Source organism: Eoetvoesiella caeni (genome assembly GCF_003315175.1).
Lineage (GTDB): Bacteria > Pseudomonadota > Gammaproteobacteria > Burkholderiales > Burkholderiaceae_B > Eoetvoesia > Eoetvoesia caeni.
In genome coordinates, this window is the sequence record NZ_QNRQ01000006.1 from 143,725 (window position 1) to 163,024 (window position 19,300).

Here is a 19,300-nt window from a genome sequence, read left to right on the forward strand (position 1 = left end):
AGGTTGCATCGGCTACGTCAATGAGCTCAACCTTGCTCTGCGGGCGCTTCGAGTTGTCACTCGAGCGCCCTTTGATAATGGGGATCGTCAATGTCACCCCAGACTCCTTTTCCGATGGCGCCCTGCATCTTGATGCAGATGCCGCCATTGCACATGGCCTGCGCCTGATCGATGAAGGCGCCGATCTTCTTGATATCGGCGCCGAGTCCACGCGCCCCGGCGCCGCCCCGGTATCCCTGGACGACGAACTCCAGCGCCTGCTGCCCGTCATCGAGGCGCTGCGCGACAGCGGCGTGCCGCTTTCCATCGACACATTCAAGCCGCCCGTCATGCGGCATGTGCTGGATGCGGGGGCCGACATGATCAACGATATTTACGCTTTTCGCCAGCCGGGTGCGCTGGATGCCGTGGCGCAATCGCGTTGCGGCCTTTGCGTCATGCACATGCAGGGCGAACCGCGTACCATGCAGCAGGCGCCGCGCTACGAAGATGTAGTGCAGGAAGTGCGCGGATTTCTGCTGGCGCGTGTCGGGGCCATGCGGGAGAAAGGCATTCAGCCTGAACGTATACTGCTGGATCCGGGCTTCGGCTTCGGGAAAACCCCCGCGCAAAATTATTTGCTGTTGCGCCAATTGGCGCAATTGCAGTTCGAGACCTACCCCTGGCTGGTGGCCTTGTCGCGCAAGTCGATGATCGGCCACATAACGGGCCGCCCCGCGTCGGAGCGGCTGGGCGGCAGCATTGCCGGAGCGCTGGCGGGCATTGCCCGGGGGGCAAAAATGGTGCGCGTGCACGATGTTGCCGCGACAGTCGACGCCATCAAAGTGTGGCAAACCGTAGAACATGGAGTGTCTGAATGAGTAAGCGCAAATATTTTGGCACCGACGGGGTGCGCGGCGAGGTTGGCGGCCCAACCATCAACCCTGAATTCGCCCTGCGCCTTGGCTATGCGGCCGGACGGGTGTTTGCGCAGCGGCATAACCCCGAGAAAGGCCGGCCTACCGTAATCATCGGCAAGGACACGCGTATTTCGGGCTATATGCTCGAGTCCGCCCTCGAGGCCGGCTTGTCGGCGGCGGGGGTCGATGTGTTGCTGGCCGGCCCGATTCCAACACCTGCGGTGGCTTATTTGACCCGTACGTTGCGCCTGGTCGCCGGTATAGTCATCAGCGCCTCGCATAATCCGTACAACGACAACGGCATCAAGTTTTTCTCGGCCCAGGGCATGAAGCTGCCCGACGATGTCGAAGCCCAGATCGAGGCCGCCATCGACGAACCCCTGGGATGCGTCGGTTCGGAGGCCCTTGGCAGGGCAAGGCGCATCGACGATGCCGCGGGCCGGTATATCGAATTCTGCAAAAGCACCTTCCCCAACGAGCTTGACCTCTCGGGCATGAAGATCGTCGTCGATGCCGCCCATGGCGCCGCGTACCACATTGCGCCGCCGGTTTTCCGTGAACTGGGGGCCGAGGTCCATGCCATAGGCTGCCAGCCCGACGGCTTCAATATCAATGAAGGCGTGGGCGCCATGCATCCCGAGCGCCTGGTCGAAGAAGTCAGGGCGCAAAATGCAACGCTGGGCATCGCGCTGGATGGCGATGCCGACCGCCTGCAAATGGTGGACGCTTCCGGGCGCCTGTACAACGGCGACGAGCTCCTGTATGCCATTGTGCGCGGCCGCATGGCCAGCAAGCCCGTAGAGGGCGTTGTCGGCACTTTGATGACCAATTTCGGCTTCGAGAAGGAAATGCAAAGGCTGGGCATCGGTTTCGAGCGCGCCAATGTCGGCGACCGGTATGTGCTGGAAGGCATGCAAAAACACGGTTGGCTGTACGGCGGGGAAAGTTCGGGCCACTTATTGTGTCTGGATTGCCACACTACCGGGGACGGTATTATTGCCGCGCTGCAAGTACTGACTTCCATGCGCCGCAGCGGCGAGACTTTGGCCGAGCAGGTTGCAGACCTTAAGATGTATCCGCAAAAAATGGTCAATGTGCCGCTGGCGCCGGGGCTGGACTGGCAGTCGCACGCGGGCTTGCAAGAAGCAACAAGCCGCGTCGAGCAGCAATTGCAGGGCCGTGGGCGGGTATTGATCCGCGCTTCAGGTACCGAACCCAAGCTGCGCCTGATGGTCGAGGCCGAGGACGCGGCGTTGGCCGAGCAGGGTGTGCGTGAATTGGTTGCAGTGAGTTTAACAACGCGGTAACTTAGATATCGAATACTTGAAACATTACGCGTGCATAATTGCCGGATGTTTGTGGAGCCTTATCTATGATAGAACTTGCGCGAGTACTACCCGATGCCAGCAATTCCGCTGCTTGGCCCAATCCAACAGGCGGCGGACTTGTCCTAGGGCTTGCCCGCACCAATGAAGAACTTGAAGCCATCCAGCGCATGCGCTACAAGATCTTCACAGAAGACATGAACGTAGTGTTTCCCGAAGCGCTGGACGGGGTGGATTCCGACCGTTTCGACCCCTGGTGCGAGCACATCATGGTCAAAGAGGTCGATTCCGGCCGCGTGGTGGGCACGTATCGCTTGCTTAGCCCCGCCAATGCCGTGAAAGCGGGCGGCTACTACTCCGAATCCGAGTTCGATATTTCCTCACTGGACTCCCTGCGCGGCCAAATGGCCGAAGTGGGGCGCTCGTGCATCCATGCCGATTACCGCAACGGTTCTGTCATTATGCTGCTGTGGTCGGGCATTGCCGCCCTGATGCAGCAAGATGGGTTCCGGTATGTGCTTGGCTGTGCCAGCGTCAGCCTGCGCGACGATGGCGTAACGGCTGCCGAAGTATGGCGGCTGGCCCGCAAGATGTTGAACAAGAACACCGGCCAGCCCATAGTCGAACCGCGCCACCGTTATCCGGTCGAGCGTCTTAATAGCGAACTGCCTGCCCGCGTGCCCCCGTTGATCAAAGGCTACCTGAAACTGGGCGCCACCATTTGCGGCGAACCCGCTTGGGACCCCGACTTCAATGCGGCGGACTTTCCCATTTTGCTGGACCTGGAAAGCATGGATCCGCGTTACCGGCGCCATTTCGGCTTGGCCTGAATCGGCTCGGCCTGAACACAAGCCCGGGCAAAGCCCAATTACACTTCCAGCAACGCAAGCTCGAAGTCGGTTTTTTTCCATTCGCCAGCCTCGGCCCGCAGCGAATACTCCGACAGCGCGTGTGTGGCCAGCCAGGATTTGCTGGCCAGAATTTTCACATTCTTCCCGTCGGCCTCTACCCGGATGGGAAGCTTGGGCATGTTTTCCCTGCGTCGCGACAAAAGCACGGCCAGCCGCAGGCAAAGCAGGGCAAGCCATTGGGCGCGCGTGGCATCCTGGGTGCCGAGCTTGCTAAGCTTGGTGTGATGGCCCAGCGCAAACCACGCCAACAGTATTTGGTCGTCATTGGAAAAGCCGGGCATGTCGGCGTGTTCAAGTATGTAGGCGCTATGCTTGTGGTAGTCGGAATGGGCTATCGACATGCCGATTTCATGCAGGTCGGCCGCCCAGCCCAGAATGCGCGTGAAGTCTTCTTTTTCGGTTTCGTCGACGGCCAGCGGTTGATACAGGCGCAGGGCGATCTGCCTGACTCGGGCCGCCTGGTGCGCGTCGGCGTTGTAGCGCTTAAGAAACTGCACCACAGTTTCGTCGCGCTTGTCATGTTTGGAATCCCGGCCCAGAAGGTCGTACAGCACGCCGACGCGCAAGGCGCCTTCGCCCGGCAACATGGTTTCGATCTTCAGTTCGTAAAAGGCCGCCAGCATAATGGCCAGCCCGCCGGCCAATACCGGTGCGCGCGAGGCCTTCAGCCCCGGCAGCGAGTCGACATTGACCTTGCCTTCTTTGACGAGCAAAGCCTTCAGTTGCTCCATGCCGTCCAGGGTAATACCTTTTTTGGCCATGCCCCCGTCCAGCAGGACGGCAAGCAGCCCTTTGGCTGTGCCCGACGAACCGTAGGCTTCTTGCCAGCCGGTTTTGCGGTAGCGCTTGGAGATGCTTTCGAACTCGCGCCGCGCCGCCAGTTGCGCCTGTTCCATACGGGCCGCCGTGACGCAGCCGTCGGCAAAGAACTGCCGGGTGAAGCTGACGCAGCCCATATACAAAGAAGACAGCCTTAGCGGTTCGTAGCTTTTGCCGATAATGACTTCGGTGGACCCGCCGCCGATGTCGATGACCAGGCGTTGATTGTCCGATGGCGGCAGCTCGTTGGCCACTCCCGAGAAAATCAGGCGGGCCTCTTCGTGGCCGGCAATGACTTCTATGGGAAATCCCAATGCTTTCTCGGCCCGGGGCAGGAACTGCGCGACGTTGCGGGCCACGCGAAAGGTGTTGGTGGCCACGGCCCGCACGTTGTGTTGCGGAAAGCCCGAGAGGCGTTCGCCATAGCGCTTCAGGACCATAATTGCCCGTTCTATCGATTCGTCGTCCAGGACGTTGTCCGGGCCGAGGCCGGCGGCCAGCCGTACAGATTCTTTCAGCCTGTCGACGGCGTAAATCTGGGCATTGCCTTCATGTTGTACGACACGCCCGATAGAAAGGCGAAAACTGTTCGATCCGAGGTCGACCGCGGCAAGAAGTTGGTCCATTTGGCTGGGCTTGATATTGATACCCCCGGATTATAAGGACGGAATGGAATTAGCGTTTTAGATGCGGTTCTTGCGCTGCGTTTGGCGTATGCATTTGTCCTGCGCGCGTGGCCGGGCTTGAGCACGGCGCGGTGTGGCGTAATAAAAACAATGCCGGATTCTATTTCCACCTTATTGACCTTGTGTGTGCCGTCTGTCATGGTACTGTAAATATTATGCAGTAAAACATAGCGTCATTTTCCTTAGCCTTGGATATCTATGCCGCCTATTTTCGCGCCGCCGCCCGCCGAACCTTTATTGCTCAATCGCGAGCTGTCCCTGCTTAAGTTCAACGAGCGGGTGTTGTCCATGGCCGAATACGATTCAACGCCGCTGCTTGAACGCCTGCGTTATTTGTGCATAGTCAGTTCCAATCTGGACGAGTTCTTCGAAATTCGCATTTCCAGCATCAAAGAGCAATTGGCCCAGCACTCGACGGTGGTGGGCGACGACGGCTACACGCCCGCCGAAGCCTTCGAACTCGTGCAGGTGGCGGCTCGCCGTCTTATCGAAAGACAGAACAGCCTGCTTATCGACGCGGTCCTGCCCAGCCTGGAAAAAGAAGGCATAGGATTGTCCGACTCTGAAACTTGGTCGGACGAGCAGCGTCATTGGGCTCATACCACTTTCATCAGCCAGATCATGCCCTTGCTCACTCCTATCGGGCTCGATCCGGCGCACCCATTTCCGCGGGTGTATAACAAAAGCCTGAATTTCATTGTCTCGCTTTCGGGGGCCGATGCGTTCGAGCGCAAGTCCTCTATTGCCATAGTCCAGGCGCCGCGCGCCCTGCCGCGCATCATGAGAATGCCCGACGAAATCTCCGGCATTCCGCACGGCTATATGCTGCTGACCACCATCATCAGCGAATTCGTCGGCGAGCTGTTTCCCGGCATGGAAGTCAACGGCTGCTATCAGTGGCGGGTCACACGCAATAGCGACTTGTTCGTCGATGAAGAGGAAATCACCAATCTGCGCCAGGCTCTGCAGGGCGAACTGTCGCAGCGCAATTTCGGGGCGGCCGTACGGCTGGAAGTCGATCACGTCATGCCCGAGAAGCTGGCAAAATTCTTGCAGCGCGAATTTTCGCTCGAAGAGCACGATACTTATCGAGTAACCGGGCCGGTCAATCTGTCCCGCCTGATGCAGTTGTGCAATGTGGTCGAGCGTCCCGATTTGCTGTTTCCGGAATACCGGCCCAAGGTGCCGGCACCCTTCGAGGCGGGCTGCGAAACTCCCAGCCAGATGTTCGAGGCCATCGCCCAGCGCGACCACCTGCTGCACCACCCCTATCAGTCGTTCCAGCCTGTGCTGGACTTTCTGACAGCGGCTGCCGTAGATCCCGATGTCGTCGCCATCAAGCAGACCATTTACCGCACGGGCGAGGATTCCGACCTGATGAGCTTGCTGGTGGGGGCCGCCAAGGCGGGCAAAGAGGTTACCGTCATTGTCGAACTCATGGCCCGGTTCGATGAACAAACCAACATTACCTGGGCCGCCAAGCTGGAAGCGGTGGGCGCGCATGTCAGCTATGGCGTGGTGGGGCACAAGACGCATGCCAAGATGGCTTTGGTACTGCGCCGCGAAAAAGGCCATTTGCGGCGCTATGGGCACCTGGGCACGGGCAACTATCACCAGAAGACGGCGCGTCTTTATACCGATTTCGGCTTATTGACCGCTAATCCGCGCATCTGCGAGGACATGGACAAGATTTTTTCGCTGCTGACCGGTCTGGGGGCGCGCCGGCGCCTGAAGCTGTTGCTGCAGTCGCCTTTTACCTTGCACGAAACCATGGTGGCCATGATCCAGTCCGAAGCGGCGAATGCGCGCGAGGGTAAAAAGGCGTGCATCATGGCCAAAATGAATTCGCTGCTTGAGCCCATCGTCATTCAAGAGCTTTATAAAGCCAGCCAGGCCGGCGTCAGGATCGACCTTGTCGTGCGGGGCGCGTGTGCCTTGCGCGCGGGCGTGGCGGGCTTGTCCGAGAATATCCAGGTGCGTTCCATTGTGGGCCGCTTTCTCGAGCATTCGCGAGTGTTTTATTTTTATGCCGATGGCGCCGAAAACGTCTATCTTTCGTCTGCCGACTGGATGGACCGCAATTTTTTCCGGCGTGTTGAACTGGGTTTTCCGGTTTTGGACGCCGCATTGAAAAAACGTGTCATAAACGAGTCATTCACCTATGCTTTGCGCGATAATCAACTGGCCTGGCGCGAACAGCCGGACGGCAGCTACATCAAGGTCAAGGGCCGGGGCAAAAGCATGAATTTGCAAAGACACTTGATGCAGGCACTGGGAAATTGAACAGCGCGGGGTAAAACACAATTCCAGATACGTTTGTCATGAACCTGTCATATGGCCTGTTTATTATTGATGTTGTGCAGGAATAGCCTGTTCTGATTGTTAAACAGCTCAAGAGGATTGCTCAATGTTTAAACGTGTTTTATTGCAAATGTCCGTGGGTATCGCTTTTGGCGCTGCGTCGTTGGCTGCTCAAGCCGCCGACATCACCGGCGCCGGCGCTTCGTTTCCTTATCCTATTTACGCCAAATGGGCCGCTAAATACCAGGAAACCACCGGTCATCGCATTAACTACCAGTCCATTGGCTCGGGCGGCGGACAGCAGCAGATTATTGCCGGCACGGTGGATTTCGGCGCATCCGACGATCCCATGAAGGGCGACGCCCTGGAAAAAAACCAGTTGTTCCAGTTTCCCGCGATTATCGGCGGTACAGTGCCTGTCATCAACGTGAAGGGTATCGAGCCCGGCCAGCTGGTTTTGTCCGGCCCCGTGTTGGCCGATATCTTCCTGGGCAAGATCACTAAATGGGACGACAAGGCCATCAAGGCGCTGAATCCCAAGGTCGCTTTGCCTGCCACGTCCATTATCGTGGTGCACCGCGCCGACGGCTCGGGCACGACTTTCGGCTGGACCAACTACTTGTCCAAGGCCTCTCCCGCCTGGAAAGAGCAGGTCGGCGAGGGCAAGGCTGTAAAATGGCCTTTGGGTCAGGGCGGCAAGGGTAACGAAGGCGTGGCCGCTTATGTGCGCCAGTTGACGAACTCTATCGGCTATGTCGAGTACGCCTATGCCAAGCAAAACAAGCTGGCCTGGACGCAGTTGGTCAACATGGACGGCAAGGCCGTGCAGCCTTCACAGGAAGCGTTTGCCGCAGCCGCCGCCAACGCCGATTGGAAAAGCGCCCCCGGCATGGGCGTGATCCTTACCAACGAACCCGGCGCCGACTCGTGGCCGGTTACCTCGGCATCGTTCATCCTGTTGCGTAAAACCCAGGATAAGCCCGAGAATGGCAAAGAAGTCCTGGCCTTTTTCGACTGGGCATTCAAGAACGGCGGCGAAATGGCCAAAGAACTCGACTACGTTCCGATGCCTGAACAAGTTGTCAGCGGTATCAAGGACTTGTGGAAAACCGAGATCAAAGCCAAGGACGGTTCGGCTGTCTGGAAGTAAGTTTAGTAGAATCTAGGGTTTGTTAGTACCCAAATCCGGGCGGTGCTGCTGATACAGCGCCGCCTTTGTTGCGTAACCTGCCGTGCATTTATTCACGCCTGCGATGCAACCGCATAAAAATTCGTTATTTTTCAGTTGATCGATCGCATAGATCGCACAGGAACTCGATAGCCAATGCCGTCCGTCTTTAGCGCCAGCCTAAAAGAGCCGTCATGAAGAGAAGCGAAAGCGTTTTCATGGACGTTTTGTTCAAAAATGTCACCCGTATATTTGCCTTTTTGGTATTTATTCTATTGACCGCCATCATGGTGTCGCTTGCCTATGGCAGCCGTGAAACGATTTCGACCTTCGGCCTGAGCTTTCTATGGACGAACGACTGGGATCCGGTAAACAATAGCTATGGCGCTTTGGTGCCTATCATCGGCACCGTGGCAACGTCCTTCATTGCCCTGATCATTGCCGTGCCGGTGTCGTTCGGCATTGCCATGTTTCTTACCGAGCTTTCGCCGCCCTGGCTGCGCCGGCCGGTCGGGACCGCCATTGAAATGCTGGCGGCCATTCCCTCTATTATCTATGGCATGTGGGGCCTGTTTGTCTTCGTGCCTTTGTTCCAGCAATACATACAGCCGTATGTCATTTCGTTTTTCGAGCCCATTCCGGTTCTGAACCAGATTTTCGCGGGTCCGCCTTTCGGTATTGGTGTGTTCACCGCCGGGCTCATCCTTTCCATCATGGTCATCCCGTTCATTACCGCGGTCATGCGCGACGTGTTCGAGTTGGTGCCGCCGATGCTCAAAGAGTCGGCCTACGGCCTTGGCGGGACCACTTGGGAAGTCATGTGGAGAGTCGTGCTGCCGTATACCAAGCACGGCGTCATCGGGGGCATTATGTTGGGCCTGGGACGCGCTCTTGGTGAAACCATGGCGGTTACTTTCGTCATCGGCAATGCGTTCAATCTGCCCAATTCGATTTTTGCGCCTTCCAATTCCATTGCCTCGGCCCTGGCCAACGAATTCAATGAAGCGGGCGGCATGCAGAAGTCGGCGCTGCTTGAGCTGGGATTGATTCTGTTCCTTATCACTACGGTGGTTCTGGCCTTCTCCAAGGTTCTGCTGCTTCGTTTGTCCAAGAACGAAGGAACTTCGCATTAACCGGCGCCCAACTATGTTCGACTCCAACTCCCTTGTCAGTTTGTCCAACCGCGTCTACAGGCGCCGGCAATGGTTCAACCGCCTTATGCTGACGCTGTCGGTGGCGGCCCTGATTTTCGGCCTGTTCTGGCTTTTCTGGATCATCCTGACTCTTATCATCAAGGGCGGCGGCGCGTTGTCCATGGCCCTGATTACGCAAAGCACGCCCGCGCCGGGCGCTGATGGCGGTTTGCTCAATGCCATTCTGGGCAGTGCCATGATGGCTGTGGTGGGTACGCTGATAGGTACTCCGGTAGGCATACTGGCAGGCACTTTCCTGGCCGAATACGGCAAGCGCGGCTGGCTGGCCCCGGCAACGCGTTTCCTCAATGATGTCCTGCTTTCGGCGCCGTCCATTATTATCGGCCTGTTCATTTATGCCATCTATGTGGCCCAGGTGGGGCATTACTCGGGTTGGGCAGGCGCATTCGCCTTGGCGATTCTTGTCATACCCGTGGTGGTGCGTTCCACCGATAACATGTTGATGCTGGTTCCCAATAGTCTGCGCGAAGCGGCCGCGGCACTGGGCTGCCCCCAGTGGCGCATCGTTACCATGATCTGCTACAGGGCGGCACGCTCGGGCATCATGACTGGCGTGCTGTTGGCCATAGCCCGGATTTCGGGCGAAACGGCGCCGCTGCTGTTCACGGCTTTGAACAACCAGTTCATGTCGGCCAATATGAACGCGCCGCTGGCCAATCTGCCAGTCGTCATCTTCCAGTATGCGGCCAGCCCCTTCGAAGACTGGAACCGCCTGGCCTGGGCCGGCGCGGTGCTGATTACCTTGTTGGTTTTGGGCATAAACATTGCCGCACGTGCGCTGTTCCGTAAATAAACCGAATTAAATCATCGGTCCGCTTTGGCGGGCCTGTGCTTGGAATTGAATATGACAACCCCCCAATCCGCCGATCGTGTAAAACTTGAAGTCAAGAATCTTAATTTCTTTTACGGCAAGTACCAGGCCATTCACAACGTCAATATGTCGATCAAGCAAAATCGGGTCACGGCGTTCATTGGTCCGTCCGGTTGCGGCAAGTCGACCTTGCTGCGCACCTTCAACCGCATGTTCGAGCTGTATCCGGGCCAGCGCGCCGAGGGCGAGATCAATCTGGACGGCGAAAACATTCTTACTTCGCGCATGGATATTTCGCTGATCCGGGCCAAGATCGGCATGGTATTCCAGAAGCCCACGCCGTTTCCCATGAGCATCTACGACAATATCGCCTTTGGAGTGCGTTTGTTCGAAAAGCTCAGCAAAGGCGAAATGGACGAGCGCGTCGAATGGGCGCTAAGCAAGGCCGCTTTGTGGAATGAGGTCAAGGACAAGCTGCAGCAAAGCGGCAACGGCCTTTCGGGCGGACAGCAGCAGCGTCTGTGCATTGCACGCGGCGTGGCCATCAAGCCCGAGGTGCTGTTGCTGGACGAGCCGTGTTCGGCGCTGGACCCGATTTCGACCGCCAAGATCGAAGAGCTGATCACCGAGCTGAAATCCGACTACACCGTGGTCATTGTTACCCACAACATGCAGCAGGCTGCGCGCTGCTCGGACTACACCGCATATATGTATTTGGGCGAATTGATGGAGTTCGGCGAAACCGACACCATTTTCGTTAAACCGGCCCGCAAGGAAACCGAAGACTACATTACCGGGCGTTTCGGCTAAAGCCGGCTGTAGGCTTTAGCGGCTAAAACACCACGAAGACCACTTTCGAGGCGAAAGTAGAGGCGCTGGGCAAGGGCGGGGACAGTATTTTTTTGCTTGAAAGCCTGCTGGCAGCGGTACCGCTACTTTGGCTTTGATCCTGCTGTCCGGCAGAACTGACTGCTGTTTTGTCGTGGTCGGGATCCGCGTCTTCGTCGTTTAAATCTATCGATTGCGCCAGGAAGGGTGTCATGCCCGGTTGGCAGATAACCGTTATATCAGGCTCGGCCTGAGGCCCGAACAGGGCTTGCTGTGTATTGCATTGCGAAGTAATAGTTATGCGCGCGCTGAACGTGCTCTGCCCACTGGCGGAAGTGGCCGCCGCCAGGGCAAGCAGCAGAATCAGTTTTGCTGGCAAGGGCGTTCGCCTCATCATTTCTTTGCCTGATTGCGAGGAAGCATGGTCCGGAAGCGGCATTGTCTGTGTGAGGCTATTGTAAAGTGCATTGGTTGGCCGGAAGAATATTTTGGTAGTGGTGAATGGGGCCGCCGCACGTCGAAGCCAGAAGGCATGGGCAGTAAATCAATAGCTGATGGTAATGACCACAGTGTCCGTGAACAGCCCGATTCCGGGAGCCGACTGCGGCGGAACGCGGCCATAGACGGTCAGCGCCTGCGGCAGCCCATTGCCGACGCCGGGCAAGCTGGTGTTGTAGTCATTGCCCCAGCGGCTGCTGCGTTGCGCATCCCGATAGAGCTCATAGTTTACGTAGCCGCCGCCAGGCCCCTTCATGCGTCGCTGCGTACCGCTGGCGTTTGTGCCGTTGCCTAGACCGACTTTATAGCCGTTGGCTCCCATGCCGCCGTTGCATGTCACCGTTATGGTGGCGGCACTATCGATATTCTGGCTTAAGGTCTGGAATACCGTGCCGAAATCCATGGTCGAGGCCGAGTCGATCCGGCAGTCGCTTTTGACCACCGCCTGGGCGTAGAAGCTAGAGGACTTGTTGCTCATTCCTCCGTTTGCACAGCTTGCCGATGTGGAATTCGCCACAGCTTTGTAGTCGATTTTCATTGGCCAGCCGCTGATGTAGCCGGTATCGTATGTTCCTGAAGGTAGTCCTGTTTGTCCCGCGGACTGTATGCGTCCGTATAGCAATGTGGTCGCTGATTTGTAATATTCACCAGAGCCGAAAGTCATAATAATGGGAACCGGCGCATAGCCGCCCGCCGCGCCGACTGCGCCCCAGATAGTGGATCTGGCGGCGTCGGTATAGAAGTTGAAAGCCATGCGGTTGCTGCCGCTGCCCAAGTTTCTGAGCGTATAGAGACCGGTGTTAGGATCGGCCCCCAGGCTGACGCATAGCAATACCACTGTACCCGGATCCGCACTACAGCCATAGCTTATGGTGGATGTGGCATCGGTAACGCCGCCGGCAAGCAGGTTGACGGTGCCGAACATCAGATTGCTGGAATGGCCGTCGCAGCTTGGCGCGGCGGTTGCAGGCCTTATGAAGGCTCCCGCCAGCAGCAAAGCCAGAAAGCCGCAATGTAGAAATATCGCAAGTTTTTTTATGGCATGCATGGTAGCGGTCCTATTTCGGGCAGGCTGTCGGCTTTCGCACTATATGAAAATCGCACACTGCAATTTGTGCCTTCGCTGCGCACGATCAACTGATTGTCGGCATTCAGGCCTTCCAGATACAGGCGGCCGTCATATCCCACCCAGCCCGCCGATTGTGTTGCGCCATTTAAGTATGCCTGGGCTCCCATGGCTACGTTTCGGCCGTCGGGGTGCTGCAGGATCAGCGAGGCGGCATGCACGCGCTCCATGGCAAACGTCACGTTCAGGCCCGATCCCCGGCGTGGCACTACTTCCAGGTTGACATGCTCGATGCGCATGTCGACGGGTAAATTGGTGGGGTCGATGGAAATCTTGTTTTTTTCGTAGGACTGCAAGCCGGGCACCAATAGCAGACCCTGGCTATCGGTATTGCCTGCGGGGCGGTTTTGATTTTTTATGGGCACATCGGGTATGCCATCGGTGGATACTACGGCGAAGCCGTCGTAAATCCGACGCGAGGCAAACACGCTTCCCCCCATGGCAACGACGGAGCCCGATGCGCCTACATAGGCGTTCTGACTTGCCCCCGCGCTATTGATGCCGGCATTAAAATCTGCGTATCGGGTGCGCCTGCTGGCTTGTCCGCTGGCGCTGATGGCTTGATCGGTCTTTTGTCCTTGAAGATTCCAGTTCCAGCCGTCTTCGGTAGGTGATGATCGACTGACTCCTGCCGAGTAGGTGGTAGCGTTTTTTGCCCGTACAGCGGAGCCATAGGCCGATATGCCTTTATCCCAATTGAATGTCAGGCTTAGATAAACAGATCGATCGCCGCGGTCATCCAGGTTCTGATTTGCACTTAGGCTTAGCATGACGCCGTGGTCGAATGCGCGCGACCACGAAACTCCGCCATAACGATACCGTGGTTGATCGGCCTGCTGCAGGCGGACATAATTTACTGAAAGGCTGCCGAATTTGCCGGTATCCACACCCGCGTAGGCGCTGTCGTTGCGTATGGTTGGCACACCGCCATACATGCTGGCTACGTCGCGATAGTTGCCTGCGCTGCGCTGGGTATTGGCCCCAAGGCTGAATATGCCGCGTTGTAGTTGATAGCCCAAGGTGTATTGCGATCCCTTCAGGCCCTGGGCATTGCTTTGCGCCCACGAAGCCGAAACCGTGCCCAGCAGGCCTACAGTGGCAACGGCGCCAACCCCGCCCGAGACGATGCCTTTGCTGCCTTCTATGTGGCTTTCAGCGGTTAGGAAGTCGTTGAATCCATGGCGGATGGTTCCTGAAGCCATGGGGTTGCGGCTGTAGTCGAACGAATGATATCCATAGGCATTGCGCACATAGCCGGTCTCGAACGACCAGTCGGTAAGTCCCGAGCGGAGCAAGCGGGCGGAGTTGTAAAAAGGGAAGCTGACGACCGTGCGCCGACCTAGCGCATCGGTAAGCACGACCTGGGCTTGGCCCGCGCCGTTGATGGAGGGCATGGCATTGAGCTGGAAGGGTCCCGCCTGCACTTGGCCGCTGTACTGCTGCATGCCGTTTATATATAGCTCTACCGCGGAAGGCAGGGCGGCGGTGCCGAAGTAGGCGGGCAGCGGGGCTGTGGTCTGATAAGGCTGTAGTGCAAAATTGCGCCCGACCTGAAAGCCGCCTATACGGGTTTGGCGCGTCCACGATACGCCATTGGTTAATGTGTCGCCCACCCGGAAAGTAATTTGCGACTCTTGCAATGAATGCTCCAGCGTGCTGTCCAGGCGTACCGTAGTACGCGTCCACTCAGGCTTGTCGTGGGGACTTTGGCCTTGCAGTAAATAGGACGTGCTGAGTACACCGAAATTATTGAAGGCGCGCAATTCGGCAAAGCTGCTAAGGGCAATGTCGTTTTTGTTCGTATACGATGAGTACAAATCGTAATTGAGCATGACGCCGGGCGAGGCCTTGGCTACGGTGCGTACCGCGGCTTGCCGGCCCACGATGGCGGTGCTGACATTCAAAATTGAAAATGGCGCTGTAATGCTGACGCTTTGCATGCTACGGTTGTAGTCGGCCTTGACGCCCGGGTAGGCGCTTAGAGGTGTGTCGGGCGCTATATTCTTCAGGAAATCGTCCTTGAATCCCAATTGAGCTGCGCCGGCCTTGGATAAATACAACTGTCCGTCGCGTTCGGTAAATGGCGTTAAATCCGCATCGGGGTTGCCATTGAGTGTTGCCGATAAAAACACTGAATTGCTGTTTTCATGTGGCGGCTCACTCGTTTTTTGCGTATTGGGGATTTCGGCAGGCCTGAGTTGTGCGGCAACTTGCCCAATATATAGGCCACTCCCAACTAATGAGACGATGACGCACTGCTTAAGGCGCTTTGCTAATCGGAGCAACGTGGGTCGTGGCCTTGACGCCATTGATCAGCCCGGTGAAAGCGCCGCCTTGCGCGAACAAATTGGGCGGCATGGAAAGCTGAAGGCGTCGGTATTGGCCCGGCAAGACATAGCCCGCCAGGCCGCTGGCAGCCATGACAGTTTTCCCGCCGGGAGGCGTAAAGGCAAGCTCGGCTAGTTGGCTATGGCTGTTTCCAGAGTTTTTGACTAAGAGCCAGGCGCGCCCGCCAATATTTTGTACCGACCATTCAAGTTGCGGCTTGGCGGGCGCAGTGCCGGCAATAAATACCGGTACTGAGTAACGGAAGACAAAATCCAACCCAGCCTTGCTAGTAACTTTCTTTATAGGTAGCTCGTCGATAAGCAGGCGGTAAGTACGCTCGGTGGCTGCCGGAGCAGCCATTGGGCCGACACGCACCAGCCGCACCAGTTGTTGCTGGCCTGGCTCGACTTGCACCATGGGTGGGCTGGCCACCATACCGTTGTCGGCAGTAAGAACGTCTTCGCCTTGGTCTTGCGACCAGCGATATACCCGAACTTGGGCATGTACGGTTTCCGTGCTGGCATTGCGCAACCACACTTCGTCGGCTTTTTTATCTGCGGGTATGGATAGGCTGACCGGTGCAATTTGCAGGCCGGCTGCCAGCAGAAGCTTACCCGGCAGTGCGAAAAACGTAACTAAAAAGACAACCGCAAACCGTTTGATCAAATCGGAACTCACTATTTGCATGAAGAAACTTGCTCGGTAAAGCCTGGGGTTGCGTTGGGCTTTAGTAGTAGACGCTGATGTTGACAATGTCTGAGTAAGTGGAGGCAGGGACGTTGAGTGTAGAGGTGGTTTTACCGTAGACGGTATATAACTGAGCCGCGCCGGTGCCTGTTCCTGCCTGTATGTTGGGCGAGGTAGTAGGGCTATTGCCCCAGACTGTGGCAAAGCTTGCGTCTTGGTAAAGCTGGTAGCCAATGGTTTGGGTGACAGCGGAATCGGCGCTTTTCAGAAGACCCTTGCCATCGGTGGTCGAACTGCCGGCCGAGGACTGCAAGCCAATTTTGTAAGTGGTACCCGGAGTGCAACTTACGGAGAAGCCGCCATTGCTGGCGCTTGCCGCCGAAGTTTCGGTGGAGACATGGCTGGCGAAGTCCAAGTCGGTACCAGTCCCAACGATGGCGCAATTGCTGGTAATGACGATTTTGGCGTTGAGGTTTCCGGTAGCGGTGCTTTGGGCCATTACGCCCGAAGATACAATCAGCCCGGCGGCCATTGCTGCAGTGCTAAGAAGAAAGTTTTTTGTTTTCATTGGGTTATATCCTGAGTCCGGGTGTGAAAAATTTTCTTTTTCAAAGAAATATTCGTGCCATATTTGCAACAGATGTGTGCAACTCAAGGCGACCTACCCAATTCAACACGCTGGATATACAGGCTTGCACATGACACAGGTTTAAAGTTTTATTAACAACTTTTCACCAAATGTGTACGCAATTCTACGTGTAGTTAGTTATTGTTTCAATTAAAAACGAAGAATAAAAGTCAAAAAGTGCCTTTATTCGACCTTTTGAGTTGCGCGGAATACACGGCGGAAATAGAAAAAGGGCCAATAGCTAAAAGCTATTGGCCCTTCGAATAATGGTCGGGGCGAAAGGATTCGAACCTTCGACCCTCTGGTCCCAAACCAGATGCGCTACCAGGCTGCGCTACGCCCCGACAAGAGCGAGATTATGGCATAAGTAAAATTTTTTGTCTTGGCAAAGGCTTTTTCACGCGGCGCCAAGATCCTTTATTGATTGCGCATCCGTAAATGAGGGAGTGTGTAGCGTTGGTTTTTGTAGACCCAGTCTGGCCAAAGCACATGGGCCAGGGCCTCCTTGGCAAGTAGGGGGTCCAGCGCAACCGGCGTATAGCTTGCGGGCGCTTCGTAGCGGTATTGCGTGGGCTCGCGATGCGGTTCTTGAACGACCAGTTGATCGTTGCGCAGGTAGCCGTAGTTTTCGTTGTATTGCATCATGGCGCGCTCGCCGCCCACGCCGGTCAGGTCGTGTCCGGGCATGGGGTGTTCGGCCTGCACGCCGGCCAGTGCCAGGAGGGTGGGCGGCAGGTCGATCTGGCTGACCAGCCTGTCGTCGCGGCGCGGCTGGACATCGGCGCCAAGAATAAGCGCCGGAATATGAAAATGCCGCAAGGGTATGAGGCTGGCGCCACCGACGCGTGCATCGTGGTCGGCGACCACCAGGAAGACGGTGTTTTCCCAATATGAAGACTGCTTGGCTTTCTCAAAAAACTGGCCGATGGCCCAGTCGGCATAGCGCACGGAGTTTTCGTTGGTGGCGGGGTCGCCTTCGGGGGTAATGCGCCCGCTGGGATATTCCCAGGGGGTATGGTTGGTCACTGAAAAGGCCAAGGTGAAGGTCGGCTGGTCGGGCGGGTTCGCAAGCAGCTCGTCGAGCTTTTTGAACATGTCTTCGTCCGACGCGCCCCAGGTGCCGACAAATGCCGGGTCGATGAACGAAGCGCGTTCGTGCAATTCGTCGAAGCCATTACCCAGGAAAAAACTTTTCATGTTGTCGAAGTGCGCTTCGCCACCGTAAATGAAGCTGGAGCGGTAGCCTTGCTGCTTAAGCAATTGGGCCATCGTGAAAAAATTGCTTTGGGCTCCGGACAGGCGTAAGGCGGCGTCGGAAATTGTGGGCGGAAAGCCCGCGACCACCGCTTCCAGGCCGCGCACCGAGCGGGTGCCAGTGGCATAGGCGCGCGTCAGGTTCCAGCCTTCTGCTGCCAGCGCGTCCAGGCAGGGGGTCAGCGATGCGCCGCCCAGGTTGCCCACAAACTGCGCGCCCAGGCTTTCTTCCACGATCATGACTATGTTCAGAGGCCGTTCGCGTGCGCGTGCGGGCGTTTGCAAGTGTAAAGAAGGGATGTCGCTGCTGCTGGCCGTTATGCCGGCGCAACTGTTGACGATGGCCAGCATTTCGTCGGCGGGCATATTGCCGTACACATCGGCTGCCGAGCGTTCATTTTTCATGCTGTAGACCGCATACAGGACGCTATACAGCGAATTCAGCGGCAGAGTGTTGAGCATGCTGTCGCTGCAATAGGCCACTGAAGAAGGATTGATGGGACGATGGCTTAGCGTGCCGCGTATGGCCAGGAATATGATGGCCGCCGCCGCTATTGTGGCCACCGGGCGCAGCCAGCCGTTCATGGAGGCGTCCGCCGGGCCTTGGCCAAACCACATGTAACCCAGCCACATCAGGCCCGCCAGCGCCGCCAGTCCGCCGAAGATGACCGCTTTATAGCCTTTCCAGAGCATGCCAAATACCTCTTGGGGATGCTCGAGATATTCGATATAAAGACGGTTGGGGCGGGTGTCGTATTCGTAGATGAACTGTGGGGTCGAGACTTCAAGCAAGATCAGCAGAAACCACGCCACCAGCAGCCAAACGCCTGTAATAGTAACGGCCAGCGGATAGTGGCCCAGCCATGGGGACAGCATGGCTGGAATGCCGGCCAACATGGCTATCTGATTGGCGTCGATGCGCAGGCCGCCTTTAATGATGGGCGCGAGGCCGCCGGCTTGTCTTACCCGCGACCATTGCCAGGCGGCCAGCAGGCAACGGCTAAGAGTAAGCAGGGCAAAGCTGGCCACGATGAATATCAGTATTTGTTGACGCATGAAATGGCTGCCGTATTGAAAATATCGGGTTATCGGGTTATGTTCTTTTTTTAGCCGGGCCGCAAGGACTGGCGGCACTTGCTGCTTGCGCGGGCTTTTCGCACGGCCATCCCCAAAAGGGCATGATTGCGTGGTTTGGTTCGCAAGGCATGGCGTACTATATCGCAGGATACCCGCGTTAAGGTGGCCGCCGGCCAAACGCTTCATTAGAATCAAAACTACAAACCAAGATGCCTAAAACCAAACCCGCCTCAGGCAAATCGGCTGCCGTGTCCTCTGTTCAGGGGGCCTACGACTTTTCCGATCAAGTGGGGCACTTGCTGCACCGTGCGTATCAGCGCCATACGGCCTTGTTCCAACAGATCATTCCCGACACCCAGCTTACTGCGGCGCAGTTTGTCGTACTTTGCGCCGTCGAGGCCAGCGGCGCCTGCTCATTAAGCTATATCGTCAAGCAAACGGCTATCGACCAGGCTACGGTACGCGGCATTATCGACCGCCTGAAGTCCCGGCACTTGCTGGCGGTACGCCACGACGAAAGCGACAGGCGCAAGGTGCTGGTCAGCCTGACCCCGGCCGGCAACCGGCTGGTGGAGTCCACAGTTCCGTTTGCGTTCGAGATTACCGAGAAGACGTTCACGGGCTTCAATCCGGCCGAGCGCACCGCGCTTTTATACCTGCTTAATAAAATGTGCTCTTCCGACCTTCCAGAATAAACTGTTTTAGGGTGTACACGCTTTAAATGCTTTTATTTTTGCCTG

At 56.9% G+C, this 19,300-nt stretch carries 16 protein-coding genes and 1 tRNA gene; 9 read left to right on the plus strand and 8 right to left on the minus strand.

Going from position 1 to position 19,300, the window contains the following annotated elements; translation table 11 throughout:
- Nucleotides 1-20 precede the first annotated feature (20 nt).
- The 3 genes from folP (at nt 21) to DFR37_RS12755 (ending at nt 3,054) form a co-directional block, all read left to right on the plus strand.
- Entirely contained in the window at nt 21-860 is an 840-nt protein-coding gene (gene folP / locus DFR37_RS12745; RefSeq protein ID WP_113933660.1) for a dihydropteroate synthase, read from the plus strand.
- Nucleotides 857-2,206, plus strand: coding sequence for a phosphoglucosamine mutase (glmM, locus tag DFR37_RS12750; protein ID WP_113933662.1), 1,350 nt, complete (start codon nt 857-859; stop codon nt 2,204-2,206). Before folP ends, glmM begins: the two co-directional genes overlap by 4 nt.
- Nucleotides 2,207-2,271: 65 nt before the next feature.
- Entirely contained in the window at nt 2,272-3,054 is a 783-nt protein-coding gene (locus DFR37_RS12755; protein WP_113933664.1) for a GNAT family N-acetyltransferase, read from the plus strand.
- A gap of 38 nt (nt 3,055-3,092) precedes the next feature.
- On the opposite strand, the gene DFR37_RS12760 is transcribed toward DFR37_RS12755, so the two are convergent.
- Nucleotides 3,093-4,580, minus strand: a complete 1,488-nt coding sequence (locus tag DFR37_RS12760; protein ID WP_113933666.1) for a Ppx/GppA phosphatase family protein — start codon at nt 4,578-4,580, stop codon at nt 3,093-3,095.
- A gap of 258 nt (nt 4,581-4,838) precedes the next feature.
- Between DFR37_RS12760 and ppk1 the strand changes: the two genes are divergently transcribed.
- The 5 genes from ppk1 to pstB all read left to right on the plus strand — a co-directional run bounded on the left by ppk1 (nt 4,839) and on the right by pstB (nt 10,944).
- Entirely contained in the window at nt 4,839-6,923 is a 2,085-nt protein-coding gene (ppk1, locus tag DFR37_RS12765; RefSeq protein ID WP_113933668.1) for a polyphosphate kinase 1, read from the plus strand.
- A gap of 124 nt (nt 6,924-7,047) precedes the next feature.
- Nucleotides 7,048-8,091 (plus strand): phosphate ABC transporter substrate-binding protein PstS, encoded by a 1,044-nt coding sequence (gene pstS / locus DFR37_RS12770; RefSeq protein ID WP_113933669.1) that lies wholly within the window; start codon nt 7,048-7,050, stop codon nt 8,089-8,091.
- 212 nt (nt 8,092-8,303) lie between these two features.
- A complete protein-coding gene (pstC, locus tag DFR37_RS12775; protein ID WP_113933672.1) occupies nt 8,304-9,242 on the plus strand; it encodes a phosphate ABC transporter permease subunit PstC in 939 nt (312 codons plus the stop codon).
- Between the two features lie 13 nt (nt 9,243-9,255).
- Entirely contained in the window at nt 9,256-10,116 is an 861-nt protein-coding gene (gene pstA, locus DFR37_RS12780; protein WP_113933674.1) for a phosphate ABC transporter permease PstA, read from the plus strand.
- Nucleotides 10,117-10,167: 51 nt separating this feature from the next.
- A complete protein-coding gene (gene pstB / locus DFR37_RS12785) occupies nt 10,168-10,944 on the plus strand; it encodes a phosphate ABC transporter ATP-binding protein PstB (RefSeq protein WP_113933676.1) in 777 nt (258 codons plus the stop codon).
- 22 nt (nt 10,945-10,966) lie between these two features.
- On the opposite strand, the gene DFR37_RS12790 is transcribed toward pstB, so the two are convergent.
- The 7 genes from DFR37_RS12790 to DFR37_RS12820 all read right to left on the minus strand — a co-directional run bounded on the left by DFR37_RS12790 (nt 10,967) and on the right by DFR37_RS12820 (nt 18,539).
- Nucleotides 10,967-11,341, minus strand: coding sequence for a hypothetical protein (locus DFR37_RS12790; RefSeq protein ID WP_147251625.1), 375 nt, complete (start codon nt 11,339-11,341; stop codon nt 10,967-10,969).
- A 165-nt stretch (nt 11,342-11,506) separates the two neighbouring features.
- Entirely contained in the window at nt 11,507-12,508 is a 1,002-nt protein-coding gene (locus DFR37_RS12795) for a Csu type fimbrial protein (protein ID WP_113933680.1), read from the minus strand.
- Entirely contained in the window at nt 12,496-14,718 is a 2,223-nt protein-coding gene (locus tag DFR37_RS12800) for a fimbria/pilus outer membrane usher protein (protein WP_170139906.1), read from the minus strand. The genes DFR37_RS12795 and DFR37_RS12800 overlap by 13 nt, the downstream gene beginning before the upstream one ends.
- Before the next feature lie 127 nt (nt 14,719-14,845).
- Nucleotides 14,846-15,601: a fimbrial biogenesis chaperone gene (locus DFR37_RS12805; protein WP_113933685.1), complete on the minus strand. Its 756-nt coding sequence runs from the start codon at nt 15,599-15,601 to the stop codon at nt 14,846-14,848.
- A gap of 40 nt (nt 15,602-15,641) precedes the next feature.
- Nucleotides 15,642-16,169 (minus strand): Csu type fimbrial protein, encoded by a 528-nt coding sequence (locus tag DFR37_RS12810; RefSeq protein WP_113933687.1) that lies wholly within the window; start codon nt 16,167-16,169, stop codon nt 15,642-15,644.
- A 327-nt stretch (nt 16,170-16,496) separates the two neighbouring features.
- Nucleotides 16,497-16,573, minus strand: a tRNA-Pro gene (locus DFR37_RS12815).
- 73 nt (nt 16,574-16,646) lie between these two features.
- The gene (locus DFR37_RS12820) at nt 16,647-18,539 is read right to left on the minus strand and encodes an LTA synthase family protein (protein WP_113933805.1); all 1,893 of its coding nucleotides are present in this window, start codon (nt 18,537-18,539) and stop codon (nt 16,647-16,649) included.
- 230 nt (nt 18,540-18,769) lie between these two features.
- Here DFR37_RS12820 and DFR37_RS12825 point away from each other — a divergent pair, with 230 nt between their 5' ends.
- The gene (locus DFR37_RS12825) at nt 18,770-19,255 is read left to right on the plus strand and encodes a MarR family winged helix-turn-helix transcriptional regulator (RefSeq protein ID WP_113933690.1); all 486 of its coding nucleotides are present in this window, start codon (nt 18,770-18,772) and stop codon (nt 19,253-19,255) included.
- Nucleotides 19,256-19,300 lie beyond the last annotated feature (45 nt).